We start from the raw sequence: 18,614 nt of genomic DNA, 5'->3' as shown, positions 1-18,614 counted from the left end.
CATAGCCTCGGTGGTACGACTCAGAGAGGATGACCTTCAAATCCACGTCTTTCAATATGCTGACCGCTATCGCGAATCGGGTGCGCTCACGAGGCGTGCCATCCTGATGCGGAGGAATGCATGGCTCGCTGGCGTACCCTCACCGGCCTGTTGGCCACCGCGTTGGCCGCGCTGACCGCGGCCAGCCTCACCCTCGCCGCACCGGCCGCGGCGGCCGACAACCCCATGACGCCGAACGTCGTCGGCGGCACCCCCGCCGCCCAGGGGGAGTTCCCGTTCATGGTGCGACTCTCGATGGGTTGCGGCGGGGCGCTGTACAGCCCGCGGCTGGTGCTCACCGCGGCACACTGCGTGGGCTCGACCGGCACCAACACCAGCATCACCGCGACGCTCGGGACGGTCGACCTCCAGTCGTCGAGCCGGATCACCGTCCGGTCCAACTACGTCTACCGGGCTCCCGGCTACAACGGCGCCGGCCGCGACTGGGCGCTGATCCGGCTGGCCACCCCGGTCACCGGGCTGAGCACGCTGCCGATCGCCACCACGACCGCGTACGACAGCGGCACCTTCACCGTCGCCGGGTGGGGCGCCGCGCGGGAGGGCGGCGGCCAGCAGCGGTACCTGCTGAAGGCAAACGTGCCGTTCGTCAGCGACTCCACCTGCAACGCCAACTACGGCGGCGACCTCATCCCCGCCCAGGAGATCTGCGCCGGGTACGCCAGCGGCGGCACGGACACCTGTCAGGGTGACTCGGGTGGCCCGATGTTCCGCCGCGACGCCGGCAACGCCTGGATCCAGGTCGGCATCGTGAGCTGGGGCAACGGCTGCGCCCGACCCAACTACCCGGGCGTCTACACCCAGGTGAGCTACTTCGCCTCGTCGATCGCCTCCGCCGCGGCGAGCCTCGGCGGCTGACCGGACGACCGGACGGGCGGCCCGGACGACGATGTCCGGGCCGCCCGTCGTGCCGTCGGGGTGGGCGGCGAGTGGGCCACCCGACAGATTCGGCGGGCCGCGCGTGCGGCGCCGACCGCGGCGACGATGATGGGCCGGTGAACATCCTGTCCATCCAGTCGTCGGTCGCCTACGGTCACGTCGGCAACTCGGCGGCGGCCTTCCCGCTGCAACGCCTCGGTCACGAGGTCTGGCCCGTCCTGACCGTGCACTTCTCCAACCACACCGGGTACGGCGCGTGGCGTGGGCCGATGCTGCCGGCGGCCGACGTGGCCGAGGTGATCGCGGGCATCGCGGACCGTGGGGTTCTGGGCAGCGCCGACGCGGTGCTCTCCGGCTACCAGGGCGACCCGGCCATGGGCGCGGTGATCCTGGACGCGGTGGAGAAGGTCAAGGCCACCAACCCGGCCGCGGTGTACTGCTGCGACCCGGTCATGGGTGACGTCGGGCGGGGGATGTTCGTCCGGCCGGGCATTCCGGAGTACCTGCGGGACACCGTCGTGCCGCGCGCGGACATCATCACCCCGAACCAGTTCGAGTTGGACTTCCTCGCCGGCCGGACGACGACCTCGCTGGCCGAGGTGCTCGACGCGGTCGACGTCGTGCGCGCGACGGGGCCCCGGCACGTCCTGGTGACAAGCGTGCTGCACGGCGACCTGCCACCGGGCTCGCTGGAGGTGGCGGCCGTCTCGGACGAGGGCGCCTGGGCGGTGACCACCCCGCTGCTGCCGATCAACCCGAACGGTGGCGGCGACGTCACCGCGGCGTTGTACCTCGCACACCTGTGCACCACCGGCGCACCCGCGACCGCACTGGAACGCACCATCGGCTCCGTCTTCGCCATCCTCGAGGCGACCCTCGCGGCGGGCACCCGGGAGATCCAGCTGATCGCCGCACAGGACGTGATCGCCGACCCGCCGGCCCGGTTCGCCGCCCGCCGGCTGCGCTGACCCGCCGGGTCGCGAGACGCCAGCGCCGGCCCCAGACCGTGCCCCGCCAGCACCAGCACCAGCACCAGCGGCGGCCCCAGGCCGTGGCCCGCGAGCGCCGGCCCGCCACCGGCGGGCAGTGGCCCGGGACTGGGCCCCGAGCGGCGGTCAGTTGCTCTCGGGCACGGCCATCTCGCCCAGGAGCGACCAGTCCTCCTGCGGCACCGTGGCGTTCACGATGCGCGGCGTCTCGGCCAGGTGCGGCGGCAGGGCCTCCTGTGCCGTGCGGAAGTGGGCCGACTGCACGTGGGCCGCGCCGGCCTGGTCGTCGCGGAACGCCTCGACCAGCACGTACTCGGTCGGGTCGTCCACGCTGCGGGACCAGTCGAACCACAGGCAGCCCGGCTCGGCCCGGGTCGCCGCGGTGAACTCGGCGGCGATCTGCGGCCACCGGTCGGCGTGCTCGGGCCGGACCCGGAACTTGGCGGTAATGAAGATCATGGCCCCCAGGCTAGTCAGCCGGACGGGCGCGTGCGACGACCTCCTCGGGGGTCAACGGGGCCTTCGGGTGGTGGGTCAGACACAACGGGGTACGGACCTTGACGAACGAGAACCCCTCGCCCGCGGCGTAGAACTCGCCGCTGTTGAGCAGGCCGATGTCCGCAAGTCGCCCGCCCTTGGCCTCGGCGAGCTGCCGGGCCGCGTCGATCTGCGCGGGCGCGTTGAGCAGCCCGAAGAACTGCGTCGTCGCGTTGCCGGAGATCTGGTTGTGCAGACCCTTGGGCGCCTGGGTGGCGAAGACCAACCCGAGCCCGTACTTGCGGGCCTGCGAGGCGAGCGCGATCGAGCTGGCGGTGCACGCCGTGGTGCCGGTCGACGGCGCGAGCGTCTGCGCCTCGTCCATCACGAACAGCCCACCAAGCGGTCGATCACCGGCGGGGTGTCGTTTGATCCACGCGAAGAGCGCCATCTGCAACTGGTTGACGAAGCTCTGCCGCTGGTGCTCGGACGTGAGGCCGACGAAGCTGATCACCGACACCCGGGCCCGCCGACCCGGAGAGGGAGTCAGCAGCAGCCCCGGATCGGCCGGCGCACCGACCCCACCGAAGAGCGGGTCGGTGACCATCGCCGCCTTGAGCGCCTCGGCCAACTCCTCGGCGAGCTTGCCGGCACGGGCCAGCCGGCTGACCCCCTCGGGCAGGTCGGTGAGGAACTCGGTGAAGCCGGGCAGGCCCACCATCCCGCTTCGCGCGTACGCCTGGAGGGCCTCGGTGAGGACGGCCTTGCCCTGCTGGGCGAGTCTGCTCGACCGGTCCACGCCGGCCCGTGGCGCGAGTGCCTCCACGGCCGAGCGGACCGCCTGGTCGAACTCGTCGGGCCAGTCCCGCAGTGAGGTGAAGTCGGGCAGCGGTTGGAAGCTCAGCGGCCGGCCGGCGGTGACCCGGGGCGTCCACACCACCACCTCGGTGTGTGCGAGGTAGTCGGCGGCTCGTTCGGCGTCGCCGGGACCCCAGCCGCTCGGCGCCGCGGGCCACGCGTCACCGAGCCGGGCGAGGTCGTTGTTGGGGTCGAGCACGATCGCGGAGACACCCTCGCGGGCGCACTCCTCGACCAGTCGACGGATCAGCACCGTCTTGCCCGAACCGGACCCGGCGAACACGACGGTGTGTCGGCGCAACGACTCCAGGGGCACCGTGAACGGGTGGCCGCCGTCGACGGTCCGCCCCAACCCGATGGCCCGAGCGCCGGCGTCGGCCACGGAGTCGACCTCGTCGGCGGGCACGGCCACGGCGGCGTGGCCGGTCGACGGGCCACCGACCCCGTCGGCGGCCGGCCCACCTGTCGGACCAGCACCACCCGCCGGAGTCCCGGCGTCGCTCGACGACGTCCCGACCTGGTCCGACGTCGCCCCGGAGTCGTGCGGCGGCGGCGTTCCGGCGTCGCCCGGCGGCGGCACCCCGTCGTCGGGAGGTGCCGGCGGCCCGCCGTCGCGGGGCCGCTCGGGGCCGGGCAGGACCGCCCGGAACAGCTCGGTGCCGCTGGCCGGACGACGGGCCACCAACCACTCCTGCAAGGCCGTGGACGGCTCGGTCGCCAGCACCCGCAGTGCCGCGAAGACCCGCAGGTCCGCCTCCGGCACCGCGCGCCGCAGGCCGCCGGCCGCGTCGAAACCGGCCAACACCTCGGTGGTACGCCTCCCGGTCGGCCATCCGCCGTTGCGCAGCAGGATCAGCCGCCGTTGGGGCAGGTCCCGGTCGAGTCCGGCGAGTGTGCACGCGGCCTTGACCCGGGCGGTCACGGCGATGGCGTTGGGGTGCGCGATGGCCCGGAAGCACCAGTGCGCCTCGTTCTCGGTGGCCTCGTCGAGCACCTCGATCAGCCGCCCGTGCAGCGCGGGCTTGCGCCCCGGCGGCGGATCGTACTTGTAGGTGGCACCGGTCGGCGCCTGCTCGGCAATCCAGGCGGCCAGGCCGGCGGCGAGCAGCGGTGGCATGTGCGCGTCCTCGCGCGCCGGGTCGACGGCGGCCGACACGTCCGCGGCCTCGACCAGCTCGGCGAACCGTGCGTCCAACTCGCGCAGGCGGCGCTCGTCCGTCGTCGGGTCGCCCGTCGCGGTGCGCGCGGTGGGCGCCGTCGGCGTCGAGTCGGAGCCGTCGATGAGCCTGTCGAGTTCGACCACCTCGTCGCGGTCGCGACACCAGGCGACATGGCGGTCCACCCGACGCAGCAGGGCGCGTGGTGTCAGGGTGGGTGCGTCGGCGAAGGCGGCCGGGGCGATCGGCCAGGTGGGGTGGGGTGGGACGAAGCGCGGACCCGCGAACGCGGCGGCGAGGCGCTTCGCCACGATCGCGTGCCCGATCTGCGGGGTGGGGATCCGGTCCGGCAGGGTCGCCGCGCGGAACCGGTCACCGACCGGAGTGGGCGCCGTACGTGTCAGCAGGACCCACGTGTCCGGCAGGCAGGAGACGACGACGAGCGTGCGGCGGGTGATGTCGCGGAGTTTGAGTAGGCCGTCGGCGATCGGGCCGAGCACCTTGGCCTGGCCGTCCTCCAGCCCCTCGTACTGGTGCAGCATCGAGGTGCTGGTCTGGGCGAACAGGGTGTCGAGCTGGTCCACGGCGATGACCGTGGGGTCCAGGGTCAGGGCCATCAGTCGGGAGATGTCCTGCACGATCTGCTGCGGGGCGCGGGTGGCGGCGCTCAACCCCCACGCCGCCCGCGCGGCCGGGTCTCCCGGTTCGGAGATCAGGTGGGCGTATCCCACGTCCTGGGCCTCGAAGTCGACGGCCCCGTGCAGGACGAGCGCCCGAGCGGTGTCCTGGGCGTCCCGCCCCACCTCCCGGTCGCGCTCGCGCAGTGCCCGGATGAAGACGTCGAGCTGTGCACGGGTCACCGGTGTGGCGCCGGCGACCGCGTCGCGGACCTCCACCGGCAGGCCGAGCTGGGGGGTGAGGCGGCGCAGGAACGTCGTCAGCTGGGTGCCCCAGCCGACGTGGGCGCGGCCCAACCCCTCCACCAGGGCCAGGGCGACGCTCTCCCAGAACGTCTTGCCACTGACCATGTCGACCAGGAAGAAGTAGCCGCCCTCACGCTGGATCCGTTCGCGGACCGCCCCGAGCAGGTGCGTCTTGCCGGCGCCCGCGCGGCCCTGCATGGCCACGCCGAGCGGCATGCTCGTGTCGTCGGTGCGGGCCCGTGCCACCCCGCGCAGGATCTCCGCGACCACCTTCTCGTGCAGCTCCGGCACGTTGTGCGGGCTGGGTCGCCAGACGTCGTCCGGGGTGACCGCCGGGTTGAGACTCACCGCCTCCAGCGCGCCCCGCTGGTCGTCGGAGATCATGTGGGGCCGATCGCCAGGGCGTGGTTGTCCTCGTTCCCGATGCGGACGGCCGCGGCACGGTCCCGTGCGGTCAGCGACTTGGTGTTCGCCACCGGGATGATGCGGACGTCCTCCCGGCCGACCATCGTCCGCAGCACGGCGTCCAGGGAGGACCGGTCGGTGTCCGCGAGCCGGTCCCGCACGTCGGCGAGGCTGACCCACGCGCCCGGCGCGGTCGCCAGCTCCCGGTACGCCGTCCGAACCAGCGCCTCCACGTCCGTCGCGGTCACGGTCGCCGTGGCCGGTGCCTCCTGGCGAGGCGCACCTGTCGCCGGGGCGGTGGCGTCGGTCTGCTTGAAGAAGTCGCCGTGGCTGACCCGGAGCCGGTCCAGCGAACGGTGCAGGTTGGACAGCACGACGAACAGTGACCGGGTCGTGGAGCGGCCCGACTTCGGCGGAGTGCTGAGGTGCAGGTGCCGGACCACCCGCCAACCCTCCTCGGTCAGCTCGTGGGCGAACGGGCGGGTTGTCCGATCGGTCTCGACCAGGCCCAGGTCGACGAGCTTCTTGTTGTCCTTACCGGTGAGCGTGAAACCGGCCAGCTCGTTCAGCTCGGTGTTGGTGAGTCTGCGCGCTTCCACCATCAGCACCACGAGGGCGTTGATCTGGTTCGGCGTCAGGTGCGGGACGTCCGCCGGGCTGGTCATGATCTCTCATCTCCGTGGGGGTGCGTGCCGCCCGCGCGTCGCCGGGCCAGCAGCCGACGGATCCCGTCGACCACCGCCGGCGCGTCGGTGAGCACCTGCTCGTTGGTGAAGCGGAGCACGTCCAGCCCGAGGAGTTGCAACTGCACGTCCCTCCGCCGATCGTTGGCGAAAGTGATTCGCCCACGATGCTCCGGGCCGTCCACCTCGACCGCAAGACCCTCGACGGGCCAAAAGAGATCCAGCCGGTACGACGTGCCCAGCACGTGCCACTCGTAGGTGTGGTTCCACCGCCGGCCCCGCGCCCAGTCGTGTGGTGCGAGCGCGCGTTCCAGTGCCTGCTCGGCAGCGCTGTCGCCGCGCGGCCGGCCCGCGATCGGCGGCCAGGCCAGCACCGTCGTCGCCTGCTCGGCGGCCGTGGCCGCAGGCGGGTCGGTCGTGCCGGCCAGGTCGGTGAACCGCGCCGGCACCTGGATCGGCACCGACCGCACCCGGTCGGCGTGGCGCAGGGGCCCGCCGGCCAACCACACCGTGCAGCCGCCGTGCCGCACGAACCACTCGGCGGCGGCCACGAGCGCCCGCTCGGCATCCTCGCCCAGGTCGGGCAGGGCGATGACGAGGACGCAACCCTCCCGGTCGTACGCCTCGGCGATCACCCGGGTGAGCCCGGCGGCGCGTACCCCCGGGGCGAAGCGGGACCGGCCGACGGGCTGGCGCGGACCGCGCAGCGCACGCTCGGCGAGGTCCGCGAGAAACGGACCGAAGTGGCGGGAGCGGGCGGCGGTACGGGCCGCGAGGGCGCGCACCGCCGCCGCACCGAGCGTGCCCTCGGCCTCAAGGCGGCGGGCGTCGGGCAGCCAACCGGGGAACATCGCGCGGGCCGCGGTGTCCAGGTGGTCGAGGAGGTCGGCCACGAGGGCGCCGAGCGAACCCACAGCCGTGGGCCGGTAGTGCACGACCGCCGGTGCCGTTGGCGGCAACGGGTCGAGTGCCACCCGCAGCACCTCGGGATCGACGGCCGGCAGGTGACTGACCCGCCGCGTGGGCGGGGCGGCCCACCAGGCCCGGTCGGCCTCGCCGTCGGCTCGGACGGGGTGGGCCATGCCGGCACCCTATGATACCGGCAGACCCGACGGGTGCCCCGTCGATGCCGCCCGCCCTGCCGCGGACGCGGCGGTGGTCGGCTCAGCGCAGGCGGCGGATGTCGCCGAACGCCCGGTAGAACCCACCCCGGCTGGACTCGCGGACCTCGGTCACCAGATAGCGGGCGCCCGGCTCGCGGATCCCCTTGGGAAACTGCACGCTCCAGTCGCGGCGGTAGCCGTCGGAGAGCACCTGCACCCGCAGCCGACCCCGGTCGTCCAGGCACTGCACCACCACGCCCGCACCCGAGTCGCTCGTCACCTCGACGATCGTCGGCTCGACCGGCAGTGGTGCCTGGCGCGGGGCCTTGACGTCGCGGACCTCGGGGACGTCGCCGGCCTGGGCCGCCCGGATCGCCGGCTCGCTCGCGTCGATGCAGGCCAGGTGGCCGCCGGTGGTGACGACGTAGAGCCGGTCGTCGTGGTACTGCATGGAGTATGCCGAGCCGCAGCCGGTGCCGAGCTTCCACAGGCGGGTGCCCGAGGCGTCGAAGCAGTAGATCGAGGACTGGCTGTCACCGGCGAAGACGTAGCGGCCGCCCTCGGCCGTGGCACAGGAGAACACCGGGGCGTCGCACCGGTAGCTGCGTTCGGGTCGACCGGCCTTGGACAGCCGCACCACCTCGCGGGTGCTGGTCCCGGCGAACACGCTGCCGTGCTCCTGCCAGCCGAAGAGCACCGAGCCGGTGGTCGTGTGCCACAACTCGCGACCGGTACGCCACTCGTAGCCGGTCACGCCCCGCGAATGGCCGTGGTAGACGGCGTCGTTGTCGCACCGCACCATCCAGGCCGACCGCCCCCGCCCGGGCCTGCGCCAGAGGAACTCGTCCTCGTGGTCGACGGCGGTGATCCCGCCGTCGGCGTCCGAGACGCCGAGGACACCGTCGTGGATGTCGAGCCAGTAGATGTCGATTTCCGGGGCGATCGCGTACGCCACACGGGGCACCTTGCCGGAGAGGTCGTAGACGTTGCCGTCGTCGCAGCCCGCGTAGACCCAGGCGTCGTCGGCGACGATGCACTTCACCCCGTCCGGAAGGCGGACCTGGCCGCGCACCCGGGCGTCGTGGTCGAGGGTGGTGATCACGCCGTGTTCGTTGCCGACCATGCAGTGCTGCCCGTCGACGAAGATGCCGAAGGCGGGGGCGCCGGAGTCGTAGCGCCAGAGCACCGGGGCGGTGCGGGCGGTGGAGCGGGTGCTGACGATCTGCCGCCGGGAGACGGCGCGCTTCTGGCGGACTCCCGGAACCGCCGGAGCGTATCCCTTACGGACCTTCTCCCCGATCTTCTTCGCCGCGGCCGCGCGGGCCCGCGCGTTGTCCGGGTAGGCGCTGGCCTTGACCTGCCCCTGGTCGCCGATCCGGCCGTAGCGCACGGTCAGTGTGGCGTTGTCGACGATGACCTCGTAAAACTTGTGCGCACCGTCCACTTCGGACAGTTCGAGGTAGGTCGTCTCCTGGGACATGGGGGCCTCCGAGGGGTCAGCGACCGGCCTGAGCGGGCCGGCGCGGCGACAGTGCCCACACGCTAACGGCCGCCACCGACACAATCGGCGTCCGGCGCGTCGATGCGTACCGCGAGGCTCTGGCCGGCGCGCGCACCGCGGACCGCGGCCGGACCGACCAGCGGCTGACCGGGGTGCGGGCCGGGCGGACCACCAGCAGCCCAGGGGGCGGTAGGTGACGATGTCGCCGGGGTCGGCGGTGAGCGCGGGCGGGAAGTCGGGGGAGAAGAGGCCGTGCGGGCTGTCCTCCCCGGTGCGAGGGTGTGTCGCATCGGGGAGGGCTCATGCCCTGACCACAATCGGCTTCCGGCTCACTGTCTCTGGCCGAGGAAGTCCGCCAGGATCTCGGTGAACCGCGCCGGCTGCTCCTCGGCCACGTAGTGGCCGCAGTCGTCGACGACCACCCCGGTGACGTCGTCGGCAACCAGCCGCATCGTCTCGGCGGTCGCCGGGCCGCTGTACCGCGCGCCGCCGATGGCGAGGACCGGCAGCGTGAGCCGGATCTTCCTGCGCTGCTCGTTCTGCGCGATCGTGTCGTCCAGCGCCCGGTAGTAGGCGAAGCTCGCCCGCAGCCCGCGAGGGTCCGCGACGATCGCGTCGACGTAGACGTCGACGGCGTACGCTCCGATCGCGTCCGGGGTGGCTGCCTTCTTGGCGAACTGGTGGCCGAAGAAGAGCCGTTCCCGCCCCCGGACCAGCTCCTCGTTGAGGTCGGTGAGCCGGTTGAAACCGAAGTGCCAGAGCCGCTGGTTGACCGCGGCCGGGCTGAAGACCGACGGGGTCGGCGTGAGGCCGGGGATGATGGCGTCGACGACGGCGAGCCGGCTCACCCGCTCGGGGTGATCGGCGGCGAGGGCGTATCCGGTCCACATGCCGATGTCGTGGCCGACCACGTCGAACCGGTCGTGCCCGAGCGCGGCCATCAGCGCGACCAGGTCGGCGGCGAGGGTGCCGGCGTCGTATCCGTCGTCGGGCTTGTCGGAGAGCCCGGCACCGCGCGAGTCGACAGCGACGACGGTGTGCTCGCGGGCGAGCGCGGGCATCACCTCCCGCCAGGCGTACCAGGTCTGGGGCCACCCGCCGACCAGCAGCAGCGGCGGGCCGTCCCCACCGGTGACCGCGTGCAGGCGCAGCCCGTCCACCTCCACGAACCTGCTCGTGAAGACGTCGGTGAACCCGTCGGGTAGCCGCAGCGAACTCAGGTCTGTCATGCCGGCGACCATACCCATCTTGGAACGACCGGTACAAGATGTGTGGAACGATCGTTACAAGATGTGTAGACTGACCAACCATGGCGGGCCGTAAGCAGTTCGACGTGGACGAGGCGCTACGACGGGCGATGCACGTCTTCTGGCGCTGGGGCTATTCGGAGGCCTCGATCGACCGCCTGACCGAGGGCACGGGCCTGGGCCGCAGCTCGCTCTACGGCACCTTCGGCGACAAGGGCACCCTCTTCCGGAAAAGCCTCCAACGGTACGCGCAGACCTACCACCCGCTGTACGACCAGGCCCTGTCCGGCCCCCACCCGAGCCCGAGCGCCGTTGTGGCGGCCTACCTACAGGTGACGCTGAACCGCATCGCCGACCCGACGGTCCCGGATGGCTGCCTGCTCACGGTGTCGGCAACGCAGTTCCCGGCCCTCGACGCGGAGGGCCAGGCGATGGTCCGCACCATGATCGACGGCTTGCGGGCGATGCTGGAGCAGGCATTGGTGGCGGCGGGGGCCGGTGAGCAGGAGGCGGCCGAGCTGGCGTTGTGCACGCTGGCGACGAACAAGTCCCTGGCGGTGCTGAGCCGCGCCGGCTTCTCGAGCGAAGACCTGGCGACCGTCGCCGCGGCCGCCGCGCGTACCCCGCACTAGGGCCGCCAGGTGCGCGGTGGGTGCCGGGCGCACCCACCGCGCACGTCTTCACCTGGGCGGTGTCAGCCCGAGGTGCAGGACCGGATCTGTGGGCGGGCGCTGCTGTTGCCGTTCGTCATCGTGGTGAAGCCGAAGGTGTTGCCGCTGCCGTTGGACCGTATGGTCATGACGGTGCCGCTGCTGTCCCAGGTGGCGTTGCCGTTCCAGACGGTGGAGACCCGCTGCGGTGCGGTGATGGCCACCACCACGGTCCACGTGCTGGCGCCGTTGACCGTCACCGACGTGTTGTATCGGTCGCCCCAGACGTTGGTGGTCGTCGCGGTCGCGGTGCAGTTGCCGGTGCTGGGCGGCGGGGTCCCGGTGCTGGGCGGCGGGGTCGAGCCGTCGGGTGCGACCGCTCGGCCGGTGGACGGCGAGATCATGCCGGGGCACAGGTTGCGGCTGGTCAGGTTGGCCATGATCTGGGGGATCGCGTCGCGGGTGTTCTGGATCCCGTCGTGCATGAGGATGACCTGACCGGCCTGTAGGCGGCTCGCGTTGGACACGATCTGGCTGACGCTCGCGCCATTCCAGTCCTGGGAGTCCACGTCCCAGATCACCTGGCGCATGCCGAGCGACGACGCGACGGACTGGAGGGTCGAGTTGGTCTCGCCGTACGGCGGCCGGAAGAGTTGCGGCCGACTGCCGGTGGCCGACTGGATCGCCGAACTGGTCTGGGACAGGTCGGACTGCATCTGTGCCTGGCTCATCGAGGTCATGTGGGAGTGGTTCCAACTGTGGTTGGCGACCCACATGCCGGCGGCCACCTGTGCCTGCGCGGCGGAGCGGTTGTTCTGGACGTTCTGCCCGACGTTGAACATCGTGGCCCGTACGCCGTTGTTGCGCAGCACGTTGAGCAGTGTGCCGGTGCTGCCGGTCGGCCCGTCGTCGAAGGTGAGGCCGACGTATCCGTTGCAGGTGGCGGCGCTCGACGGGGTCGAGGTGGCCGCGAGGACGACGCCGCACATCGCGACGGCGGTGGCGAGGACGGTCAGCGCGGCGCGTATCCGGCTCGACCGCAGAGCCGTGCCGGGAGAGACCTTGCTCATCTGATGCCCCTTCTCGCGGGCCGGACCTGGCCCGGAACGCGGGCAGCACGATCCGGACAGGTGTGGGTGAGTGGAGAGGCCAAACCGAATCCTCGCGAAGTGATCGCATTGACCCCGATGGATCGGAGTATTGCAGCGAGATTTCCGATGCGTCAACAATTTCCGGTAGTCCTCCGGAACGCGGCAGGACGGCGTTCCGGGCTCGACCCCGTGGTCGTCAGGCACGACCGATCGCGACGGATCGCTTACTGCCACAACTCGATTACGCCAACAGCCGCCTTGACGCCTTGCGAGATCCGGAAAGGAACCGGAATTATCGGAGCGCGCCGTGATCGACTCGGCTTCCTGGAAACCGGTCCGTCGCACCGGCCCGGACACCCCGACTTCCTGAAGATCGAGTCGAGCACCCCGGCACCCCGACGTCCGCGAACGCGAGCGGATCACGCAGGGGAGTGCGCTCGTGTCGCGCCCAGTCGTAACTGCCAGCGGGTGCCCTGGCTGGTGAGCCGGACGATGGCCAACGGCTCCACGTCCAGTTGCCGGTACGTCGCGAGCGGCAGGTCGAGGGCGTGGACGACCGCGACCCGGATCACCAGCGGGTGGGTGACCGCGATGATCCGCCCCCCGCGTGCGCGTTGCCCGTCCAGCCAACCACCGACCCGGTCCCGCAGTGCCGCGACGGACTCACCCCCGTGTGGTGCGGAGTCCGGTGCGGACAGCCACTCGTGCAGCGCCTGCGGATGGTCGCGGGCGACCTCCTCGAACGCCCGCCCGGTCCAGTCGCCGTAGTCACAGTCGGCCAACGCCGCCTCGATGACGGGCCGCAGGCCGAAAGCGGACGCGGTCTGCGTGGCCGCCGCCGCCGGACTGGTCAGGCAGGCGTCGTCGGCGCTGCCGTGCCCGTGCCGGTCGGAGCCGGCCCGGGCGAGGGCGGCACGCAAACCGCCCTCGTCCAGGCCGTCGTCGGTCCCGCCGAAGCGGGCCCGACGCAGCGCGGCGGTGTGACCGTGGGCGACCAGCCGGAGGCTGGCGCCGGTCACGTGCTCGGCAGTGCGGTGGCGGCCCGGCGGCGCAGGTCGTGGTGCATCAGGGCCGCGAACAGCAGGCCGATCCCGGCCCAGAGCACCACCTGGGTGCCGAGCGAGGCCAGTCGGAAGTCCCACAGCAGGGTCGCCGGGAAGTCGGCCGGGACCTCCTGGAAGGAGGGCATCACCACATAGGACACCACGCTGACCAGCAGGAACCCACCAGCGGCCGCGCCGGCGCGTTGCCACGCGGGCGCCTGGTTGCCGACCGCCCGGTAACCGAGGGTGCCGGCCCACACGGCCACCAGACCGAGCACCACCATCAGCAGGTAGGTGACGGTGCGTTGGTTGATGGTGGCCGGGTCGCCGACGGCCGGCGGATTCGCCGGATATTTCAGGAACGGCACGAACACCGCGCCGAGCAGCGCCGCGCCGGCCAGCAGCAGCCCCGACCGGCCGTCGTCGTAACTCTGCCGCCGCCGGGACAGCAGCACGTACGCGGTGGCCAGCAGGCCACCCATCGCGGCGCCGAACAGGCCGGTGGCCAGGAACAGGCCACCGCGCTGGCCAGCCCGGCTGACCAGGGCATCCTCGTGGTCGTGCCCGCCGGTCGCGGGCTCGGCGTGCGTCGCCGCCTCCTCGATGGCGATGGCCGCCTCGACGCGCGGTTCGCCGGCGACGTAGGCGAACGCCCCGGCGAGCAGGCCGGCGATCAGGCCGGCGAGCAGCCCGCGGGCGAGGACGGTGAGGAACGGGGGAGCGGTGGCGGACGTCAGTGGCACGGAACACCCAGCAGGTGCCGGCCGTCGTGCATCAGCTCGTGCAGGTACATCCCGCTGCGCGAGACGGCTCCCTGATCGAAGGCGACGAGGTAGGCCAGCAGGCTGAGCGCCACGACGGTCGCGAGGACCGTCCACAGCAGGCGGGTGTTGCCAGCGGGATGCACCAACGGCTGGCGTGACGTGGAAGTAGACATATGACACGAACCTCCCCGGGGATGACGCGTCCCCATCGCAAGGCTGCGGACGACCGAGCGTCCTGGCTCGCGGCCCCGGTGAGCCGGGACCGCTTACAGTGGCGCGACCGCGCCGGATTCACACCGGCTTCCCTCGCGTCGCCGCAGATAGTGGGTCGACGGTATCGGTGCCGCCGCAGGCGGTCAACCCGGCCGCCAGCGCGGAGGGCAACTCGCCACGGCACGGTGGTATCGACAATTTTGGATGCCAAAGATATGATGCTTGGTTACGCCGATGGGCGCACTCCGCAGCCCCACGGGCGGCCTGTTACGGCTAGCATGGTCAAACTGCCGGCTCGGTTCCCTAGCACCGAGCCGACCTGGACATCTGACCAATGAACGGGCGGGGTGGAGAGTACGTGAGCACGCCAGGACGTGTCCGATGACGACCAACGAGCCTGGGCCAGGCCAGGGCGTCGTCGACGCGCACCATCATCTCTGGGTCCGGGCCCGGCACCCGCAGCCCTGGATCGATCCGCACACCATGGCCGCGATCGACCACGACTTCACCCCCCTCGACCTCGCCCCGGTGGCCCGAGCCGCCGGAGTCACCCAGACCGTCGTGGTGCAGTCCGTCCCCGTCCGGACGGAGACGCCCGAGCTGCTGGGCATCGCGGCCGACGACCCCCTCATCGCCGGGGTCGTCGGCTGGGTCGACCTCACCGCCGACAACGTCGGCGACCGCCTCGCCCGGCTCCAGGCGGCGCGCGGCGGAGAGCGGCTGGTGGGCATTCGCGACCTCGTCCAGTCCGAGCCCGACCCGGCCTACCTCGACCGCCCGGACATCCGGCGCGGCATCGCCGCCGTGGGCGCCGCCGGCCTGGCGTTCGACCTGCTGGTGCGCGACCACCAACTGCCGGCGGCCACCCGGCTCGTCCGTGACCTGCCGCAGATGCGGTTCGTCCTGGATCACCTCGGCAAGCCGTCGCTCGGGCGCGCCGGCCTCGGCGACTGGCCCCGCGACCTGCGGGCGCTCGCCGCCGAGCCCAACACGACGGCGAAGCTCTCCGGTCTGGTCACCGAGGTGGACGGTCCCTCGTGGACGACGGCGGACCTTCGGCCCGCCGTCGAGCACGCGCTCGACGTGTTCGGCCCGGACCGGCTGATGTTCGGCTCGGACTGGCCCGTGAGCCTGCTCGCGTCCTCGTACGCGCGCTGGGTCGAGGCACTCACCGAGCTGCTGGGCCCGCTGGGCGACGACGAACGGGCGGCGATCTGGCGACGGACCGCCCGCCGGGCGTACCGGCTGGAGACGCCCTGACGCCTCGCGGTCGGCCGGGTCCCCGCTCGGCCACGGCCGACGGGCCGCGTGGAGTGCCAGTTTGGTCGGACGTATGGCTTCACCGGATCAGGTAACGGCGACAACATGGCCGTAAGACCTTGGCAACATGCGTCAATGCTGGCAAGGTAACGCCTGATCGAGGGAAACATCCGACCTATCCCGACGGGTGGCGCGGGCAAGCGGCCGCGCTCCCCGCCGGGCAGGCTGGGTGGCTGAGAGGTTCCTGGCGCGCTGGGGGTCCCCCCGTCGCTGCGCCGGGGCCACGCTTGGGAGGTCAGATCCGACGATGAGCACCGTCGAGGCATCCGCCGGCACGCAGCGCGGCGAACTCAGCGACTGGTTCCGCGAACGGATCTCCCACGCCGTTTCCGAGTTGACCGCGGCGACGGCGCTCGTCGTCCTGTTCATCGCGTTGACCTTCGCCAGTCCGTACTTCCTGACGGCCGACAACCTCTTCAACATCGGGGCGCAGACCGCGGTGATCGCCATCATCGCCGCGGCGCAGACGATGGTCATCATCACGAAGGGCATCGACCTGTCCGTGGGGTCGGTCGCCGCGCTCGCCGGCGTCGTCGGAGCGATGGTCGTCCGCGACCTCGGCTTCTCGGTGTGGGCGGCGACGGCTGTCGCGATCGGCGTCGGCGCGTTGGCCGGCCTGCTGAACGGGCTGCTGGTCACCGTCGCCCGGATCCCGCCGTTCATCGCGACGCTGGGCACGATGTCCGTGGGTCGGGGCCTGGTCTTCATCATCACCGGCGCGGTCGGTGTCTACGGCCTGCCCCGCTCCTTCCAACTGCTCGGCAACGGGGAGATCCTCGGCATCCCGTTCGCCGTGTTGATCACCGTCCTCGTCGCGGTCGGCGTCGCCTTCCTGCTCTCGCAGACCCGCTTCGGTCAGTACACCTACGCGATGGGCTCCAACCTGGAGGCAGCCCGCCGCTCCGGCATCCGGGTGGGTCGTCACCTGACCGGGGTGTACGTGCTGGCCGGTGTGCTGGTCGGGTTGGGCGGCATGATCGCCGCGTCCCGGGTCAACTCCGGCCAGCCGAACTACGGGATCTCGTTGGAACTCGACGTCATCGCCGCCGCGGTCATCGGCGGCGCCAGCCTGTTCGGTGGTCAGGGGCGGATCGTCGGGACCATCATCGGCGCGTTCCTCATCGCCCTGGTGCGTAACGGCGCTGTCCTGCTCGACATCAGCATCCACTACCAGCAGGTGATCGTCGGCCTGATCATCTGGGCCGCCGTCTACTTCGACCAGTACCGCCGCCGGCGGCTGGAATCACGGGGTTGACATGCCATTCCGAGAGTCCGAACGAGGAAGGACACACACCATGGCGCACACCACCACCAGCCGGCGGGCGCGGCGGCCCGTTCTACGCGTACAGGCCGTTCTGGCCGCCGCCGCGGCGACCGCTCTGCTCAGTGCCTGCGGCGGGGTCGAAGTCCGCGACGGCGGCGACGGCGCGACGAAGGCGGCGAGCGGTCCGTTGAAGCTCGCCGTCGTGCCGAAGGCCGTCGGTGCCGACTACTGGAACACCGTGAAGGCGGGCGCGGAGTGCGCCGCGCAGCGCGCGGGAGACGTCACCGTCCAGTGGGACGGGGTGACCGCCGAGACCGATGTCGAGGGCCAGGTCAACCTGATCCAGAACTTCGTCACCAAGAAGGTCGACGGCATCGTCTACGCGGCCACCGACTCCAGTGCGCTGGCACCCGCCACCGACAAGGCGCTCGCCGCGAACATCCCGGTCGCGATGATCGACTCTGGCACCAGCCCGCAGCCGGCGAACGTGCCGCTGTTCGCCACCGACAACCGCGCGTCGGCCACCGAGGCGGCGAAGTTGCTCGCCACCGAACTCGGCCCCGGCAACCACCAGGTGGCGCTCGTCGAGTTCCAGCCCGGGTCGCAGACCAACACCGAGCGGGTGGACGGCTTCAAGGCCGGCCTCGCCCAGTACCCGAACCTGAAGCTGGTCGGCCAGCAGCCCAGCCGCAGTGACGTCAACGAGGCACGACGCGTCACCGAGAACATCCTCACGGCCAACCCCAACCTGGCTGGCATCTTCGCCGCCAACGAGCCGAGCGTGCTCGGCGCGGCGCAGGCCATCCAGGCGGCCGGCAAGTCCGGCAAGGTGGTCATCATCGGGTGGGACGCCGCCCCGGACGAGATCGCCGGGGTGCGCAGCGGCCAGATCTCCGCGCTGGTCGTGCAGAACCCGTTCAAGATGGGCTACTTCGGCGTCGACAAGATGGTCAAGCACCTGCGGGACAAGGCACCGCTGGCATCGGCGGACACCGGCGTCACGTTCGTCACGAAGGAGAACATCGACTCCGCGGAGATCAAGGCGGTGCTCGAGCCGAGTTGCGCCAACCCTCCGGTGCAGTGATGGGCGCGACCCCGACGGCGACCGCCGACAGCGACAAGCAGCCGACCGCCGACGAGGCGCCGGTCCTCGAAGCCCAGGGCATCGTCAAGCGGTTCGGCCACGTCGAGGCGTTGCGCGGTGCCGACTTCACGGTCCATCGGGGTGAGGTCGTGGCGCTGATCGGCGACAACGGCGCCGGCAAGAGCACCCTGATCAAGACGCTGTCCGGTGTGCACCCACCGGACGAGGGTGAGATCCGGGTGGGTGGTCGTACGGTCCAGTTCTCCACGCCGGTCGACGCCCGGCGCGCGGGGGTGGAGACCGTCTACCAGGATCTCGCCGTCGCCGACGACCTCAGCGTGGCCGCCAACCTGTACCTCGGTCGGGAGATCCTGCGCTCCGGGCCGCTCGGCCGGCTGGGGTTGCTCGACAAGCGCGCCATGCGGCAGGGCGCCGCCGCGGCCCTGGACCAGTTGGGTGTGCGGATCCCCCGGGTCACCACCCCGATCGCGATGCTGTCCGGTGGGCAGCGCCAGTGCGTCGCGGTCGCCCGCGCCATCATCTGGGCGACGAGCGTGGTCATCCTCGACGAGCCCACCGCGGCGCTCGGTGTCGTGCAGACCGGGCGGGTGCTCGACGTCGTCCGGCGCGCCCGCGACGCCGGCATGTCGGTGGTGCTGGTGAGTCACAACATGCCGCAGGTGCTGGAGATCGCCGACCGGGTCGAGGTGCTGCGGCTCGGTCGTCGGGCCGCCCGGCTTCGTGCCGACGAGGTGACCACCGACGACCTGGTCGCGGCGATGACCGGCAGCACCGGCGCGGATCGGGAGTAGGGGGGCGTTTCGGAGGTGCTGGGCGGCCAGCACCTCCGAAACGCCCCCTGGTGGTGACGCACGCGTCGATCGGTGACTCGCCCCGCAGGCCCGG

17 protein-coding genes and 1 riboswitch are annotated in these 18,614 nt (G+C 71.8%); of the genes, 7 read left to right on the top strand and 10 right to left on the bottom strand.

Features of this window, described 5'->3' with window-relative positions:
- Positions 1-120: 120 nt before the first annotated feature.
- Positions 121-915 (top strand): S1 family peptidase, encoded by a 795-nt coding sequence (locus ACGFIW_RS24015; protein ID WP_393319671.1) that lies wholly within the window; start codon positions 121-123, stop codon positions 913-915.
- A 137-nt stretch (positions 916-1,052) separates the two neighbouring features.
- On the top strand, positions 1,053-1,904 hold the full coding sequence (gene pdxY / locus ACGFIW_RS24010) for a pyridoxal kinase PdxY (RefSeq protein ID WP_393319668.1): 852 nt from the start codon (positions 1,053-1,055) through the stop codon (positions 1,902-1,904).
- A gap of 147 nt (positions 1,905-2,051) precedes the next feature.
- Here the strand turns inward: pdxY and ACGFIW_RS24005 are convergent, their stop codons facing one another.
- The 6 genes from ACGFIW_RS24005 to ACGFIW_RS23980 form a co-directional block, all read right to left on the bottom strand.
- Complete coding sequence (locus tag ACGFIW_RS24005; RefSeq protein ID WP_393319666.1) at positions 2,052-2,384, bottom strand: putative quinol monooxygenase; 333 nt, start codon at positions 2,382-2,384, stop codon at positions 2,052-2,054.
- A gap of 10 nt (positions 2,385-2,394) precedes the next feature.
- Positions 2,395-5,724, bottom strand: coding sequence for an ATP-binding protein (locus tag ACGFIW_RS24000; protein WP_393319663.1), 3,330 nt, complete (start codon positions 5,722-5,724; stop codon positions 2,395-2,397).
- Complete coding sequence (locus ACGFIW_RS23995; RefSeq protein WP_393319660.1) at positions 5,721-6,410, bottom strand: hypothetical protein; 690 nt, start codon at positions 6,408-6,410, stop codon at positions 5,721-5,723. Before ACGFIW_RS23995 ends, ACGFIW_RS24000 begins: the two co-directional genes overlap by 4 nt.
- Positions 6,407-7,510: an endonuclease domain-containing protein gene (locus ACGFIW_RS23990; protein WP_393319658.1), complete on the bottom strand. Its 1,104-nt coding sequence runs from the start codon at positions 7,508-7,510 to the stop codon at positions 6,407-6,409. The genes ACGFIW_RS23995 and ACGFIW_RS23990 overlap by 4 nt, the downstream gene beginning before the upstream one ends.
- 82 nt (positions 7,511-7,592) lie before the next feature.
- Positions 7,593-9,011, bottom strand: a complete 1,419-nt coding sequence (locus ACGFIW_RS23985; RefSeq protein WP_393319655.1) for a PQQ-binding-like beta-propeller repeat protein — start codon at positions 9,009-9,011, stop codon at positions 7,593-7,595.
- A 350-nt stretch (positions 9,012-9,361) separates the two neighbouring features.
- The gene (locus ACGFIW_RS23980; protein ID WP_393319652.1) at positions 9,362-10,261 is read right to left on the bottom strand and encodes an alpha/beta fold hydrolase; all 900 of its coding nucleotides are present in this window, start codon (positions 10,259-10,261) and stop codon (positions 9,362-9,364) included.
- Between the two features lie 80 nt (positions 10,262-10,341).
- On the opposite strand from ACGFIW_RS23980, the gene ACGFIW_RS23975 reads away from it, so the two are divergent.
- Entirely contained in the window at positions 10,342-10,911 is a 570-nt protein-coding gene (locus ACGFIW_RS23975) for a TetR/AcrR family transcriptional regulator (RefSeq protein ID WP_393319649.1), read from the top strand.
- 62 nt (positions 10,912-10,973) lie between these two features.
- On the opposite strand, the gene ACGFIW_RS23970 is transcribed toward ACGFIW_RS23975, so the two are convergent.
- The 4 genes from ACGFIW_RS23970 to ACGFIW_RS23955 form a co-directional block, all read right to left on the bottom strand.
- Complete coding sequence (locus tag ACGFIW_RS23970; RefSeq protein WP_393319646.1) at positions 10,974-11,999, bottom strand: polysaccharide deacetylase family protein; 1,026 nt, start codon at positions 11,997-11,999, stop codon at positions 10,974-10,976.
- A gap of 440 nt (positions 12,000-12,439) precedes the next feature.
- Complete coding sequence (locus ACGFIW_RS23965; protein WP_393319644.1) at positions 12,440-13,039, bottom strand: histidine phosphatase family protein; 600 nt, start codon at positions 13,037-13,039, stop codon at positions 12,440-12,442.
- Entirely contained in the window at positions 13,036-13,806 is a 771-nt protein-coding gene (locus ACGFIW_RS23960) for a CbtA family protein (protein WP_393319641.1), read from the bottom strand. The genes ACGFIW_RS23965 and ACGFIW_RS23960 overlap by 4 nt, the downstream gene beginning before the upstream one ends.
- Positions 13,797-14,000, bottom strand: a complete 204-nt coding sequence (locus ACGFIW_RS23955; RefSeq protein ID WP_393319639.1) for a CbtB domain-containing protein — start codon at positions 13,998-14,000, stop codon at positions 13,797-13,799. The genes ACGFIW_RS23960 and ACGFIW_RS23955 overlap by 10 nt, the downstream gene beginning before the upstream one ends.
- A 57-nt stretch (positions 14,001-14,057) precedes the next feature.
- A riboswitch (cobalamin riboswitch) is annotated at positions 14,058-14,132 on the bottom strand.
- A 289-nt stretch (positions 14,133-14,421) separates the two neighbouring features.
- Between ACGFIW_RS23955 and ACGFIW_RS23950 the strand changes: the two genes are divergently transcribed.
- The 4 genes from ACGFIW_RS23950 to ACGFIW_RS23935 all read left to right on the top strand — a co-directional run bounded on the left by ACGFIW_RS23950 (position 14,422) and on the right by ACGFIW_RS23935 (position 18,520).
- Complete coding sequence (locus ACGFIW_RS23950) at positions 14,422-15,300, top strand: amidohydrolase family protein (RefSeq protein ID WP_393319636.1); 879 nt, start codon at positions 14,422-14,424, stop codon at positions 15,298-15,300.
- 307 nt (positions 15,301-15,607) lie between these two features.
- Complete coding sequence (locus tag ACGFIW_RS23945) at positions 15,608-16,615, top strand: ABC transporter permease (RefSeq protein WP_393319634.1); 1,008 nt, start codon at positions 15,608-15,610, stop codon at positions 16,613-16,615.
- Between the two features lie 40 nt (positions 16,616-16,655).
- Positions 16,656-17,708, top strand: a complete 1,053-nt coding sequence (locus ACGFIW_RS23940; RefSeq protein WP_393319631.1) for an ABC transporter substrate-binding protein — start codon at positions 16,656-16,658, stop codon at positions 17,706-17,708.
- Entirely contained in the window at positions 17,708-18,520 is an 813-nt protein-coding gene (locus tag ACGFIW_RS23935) for an ATP-binding cassette domain-containing protein (protein ID WP_393319628.1), read from the top strand. Before ACGFIW_RS23940 ends, ACGFIW_RS23935 begins: the two co-directional genes overlap by 1 nt.
- The last annotated feature ends 94 nt before the right edge of the window (positions 18,521-18,614 follow it).

Source organism: Micromonospora sp. NPDC048935, assembly GCF_043197875.1.
Classification (GTDB): domain Bacteria; phylum Actinomycetota; class Actinomycetes; order Mycobacteriales; family Micromonosporaceae; genus Micromonospora.
Note: the sequence above shows the minus strand (reverse complement) of the source record. Positions and strands in the feature narration are given on the sequence as shown.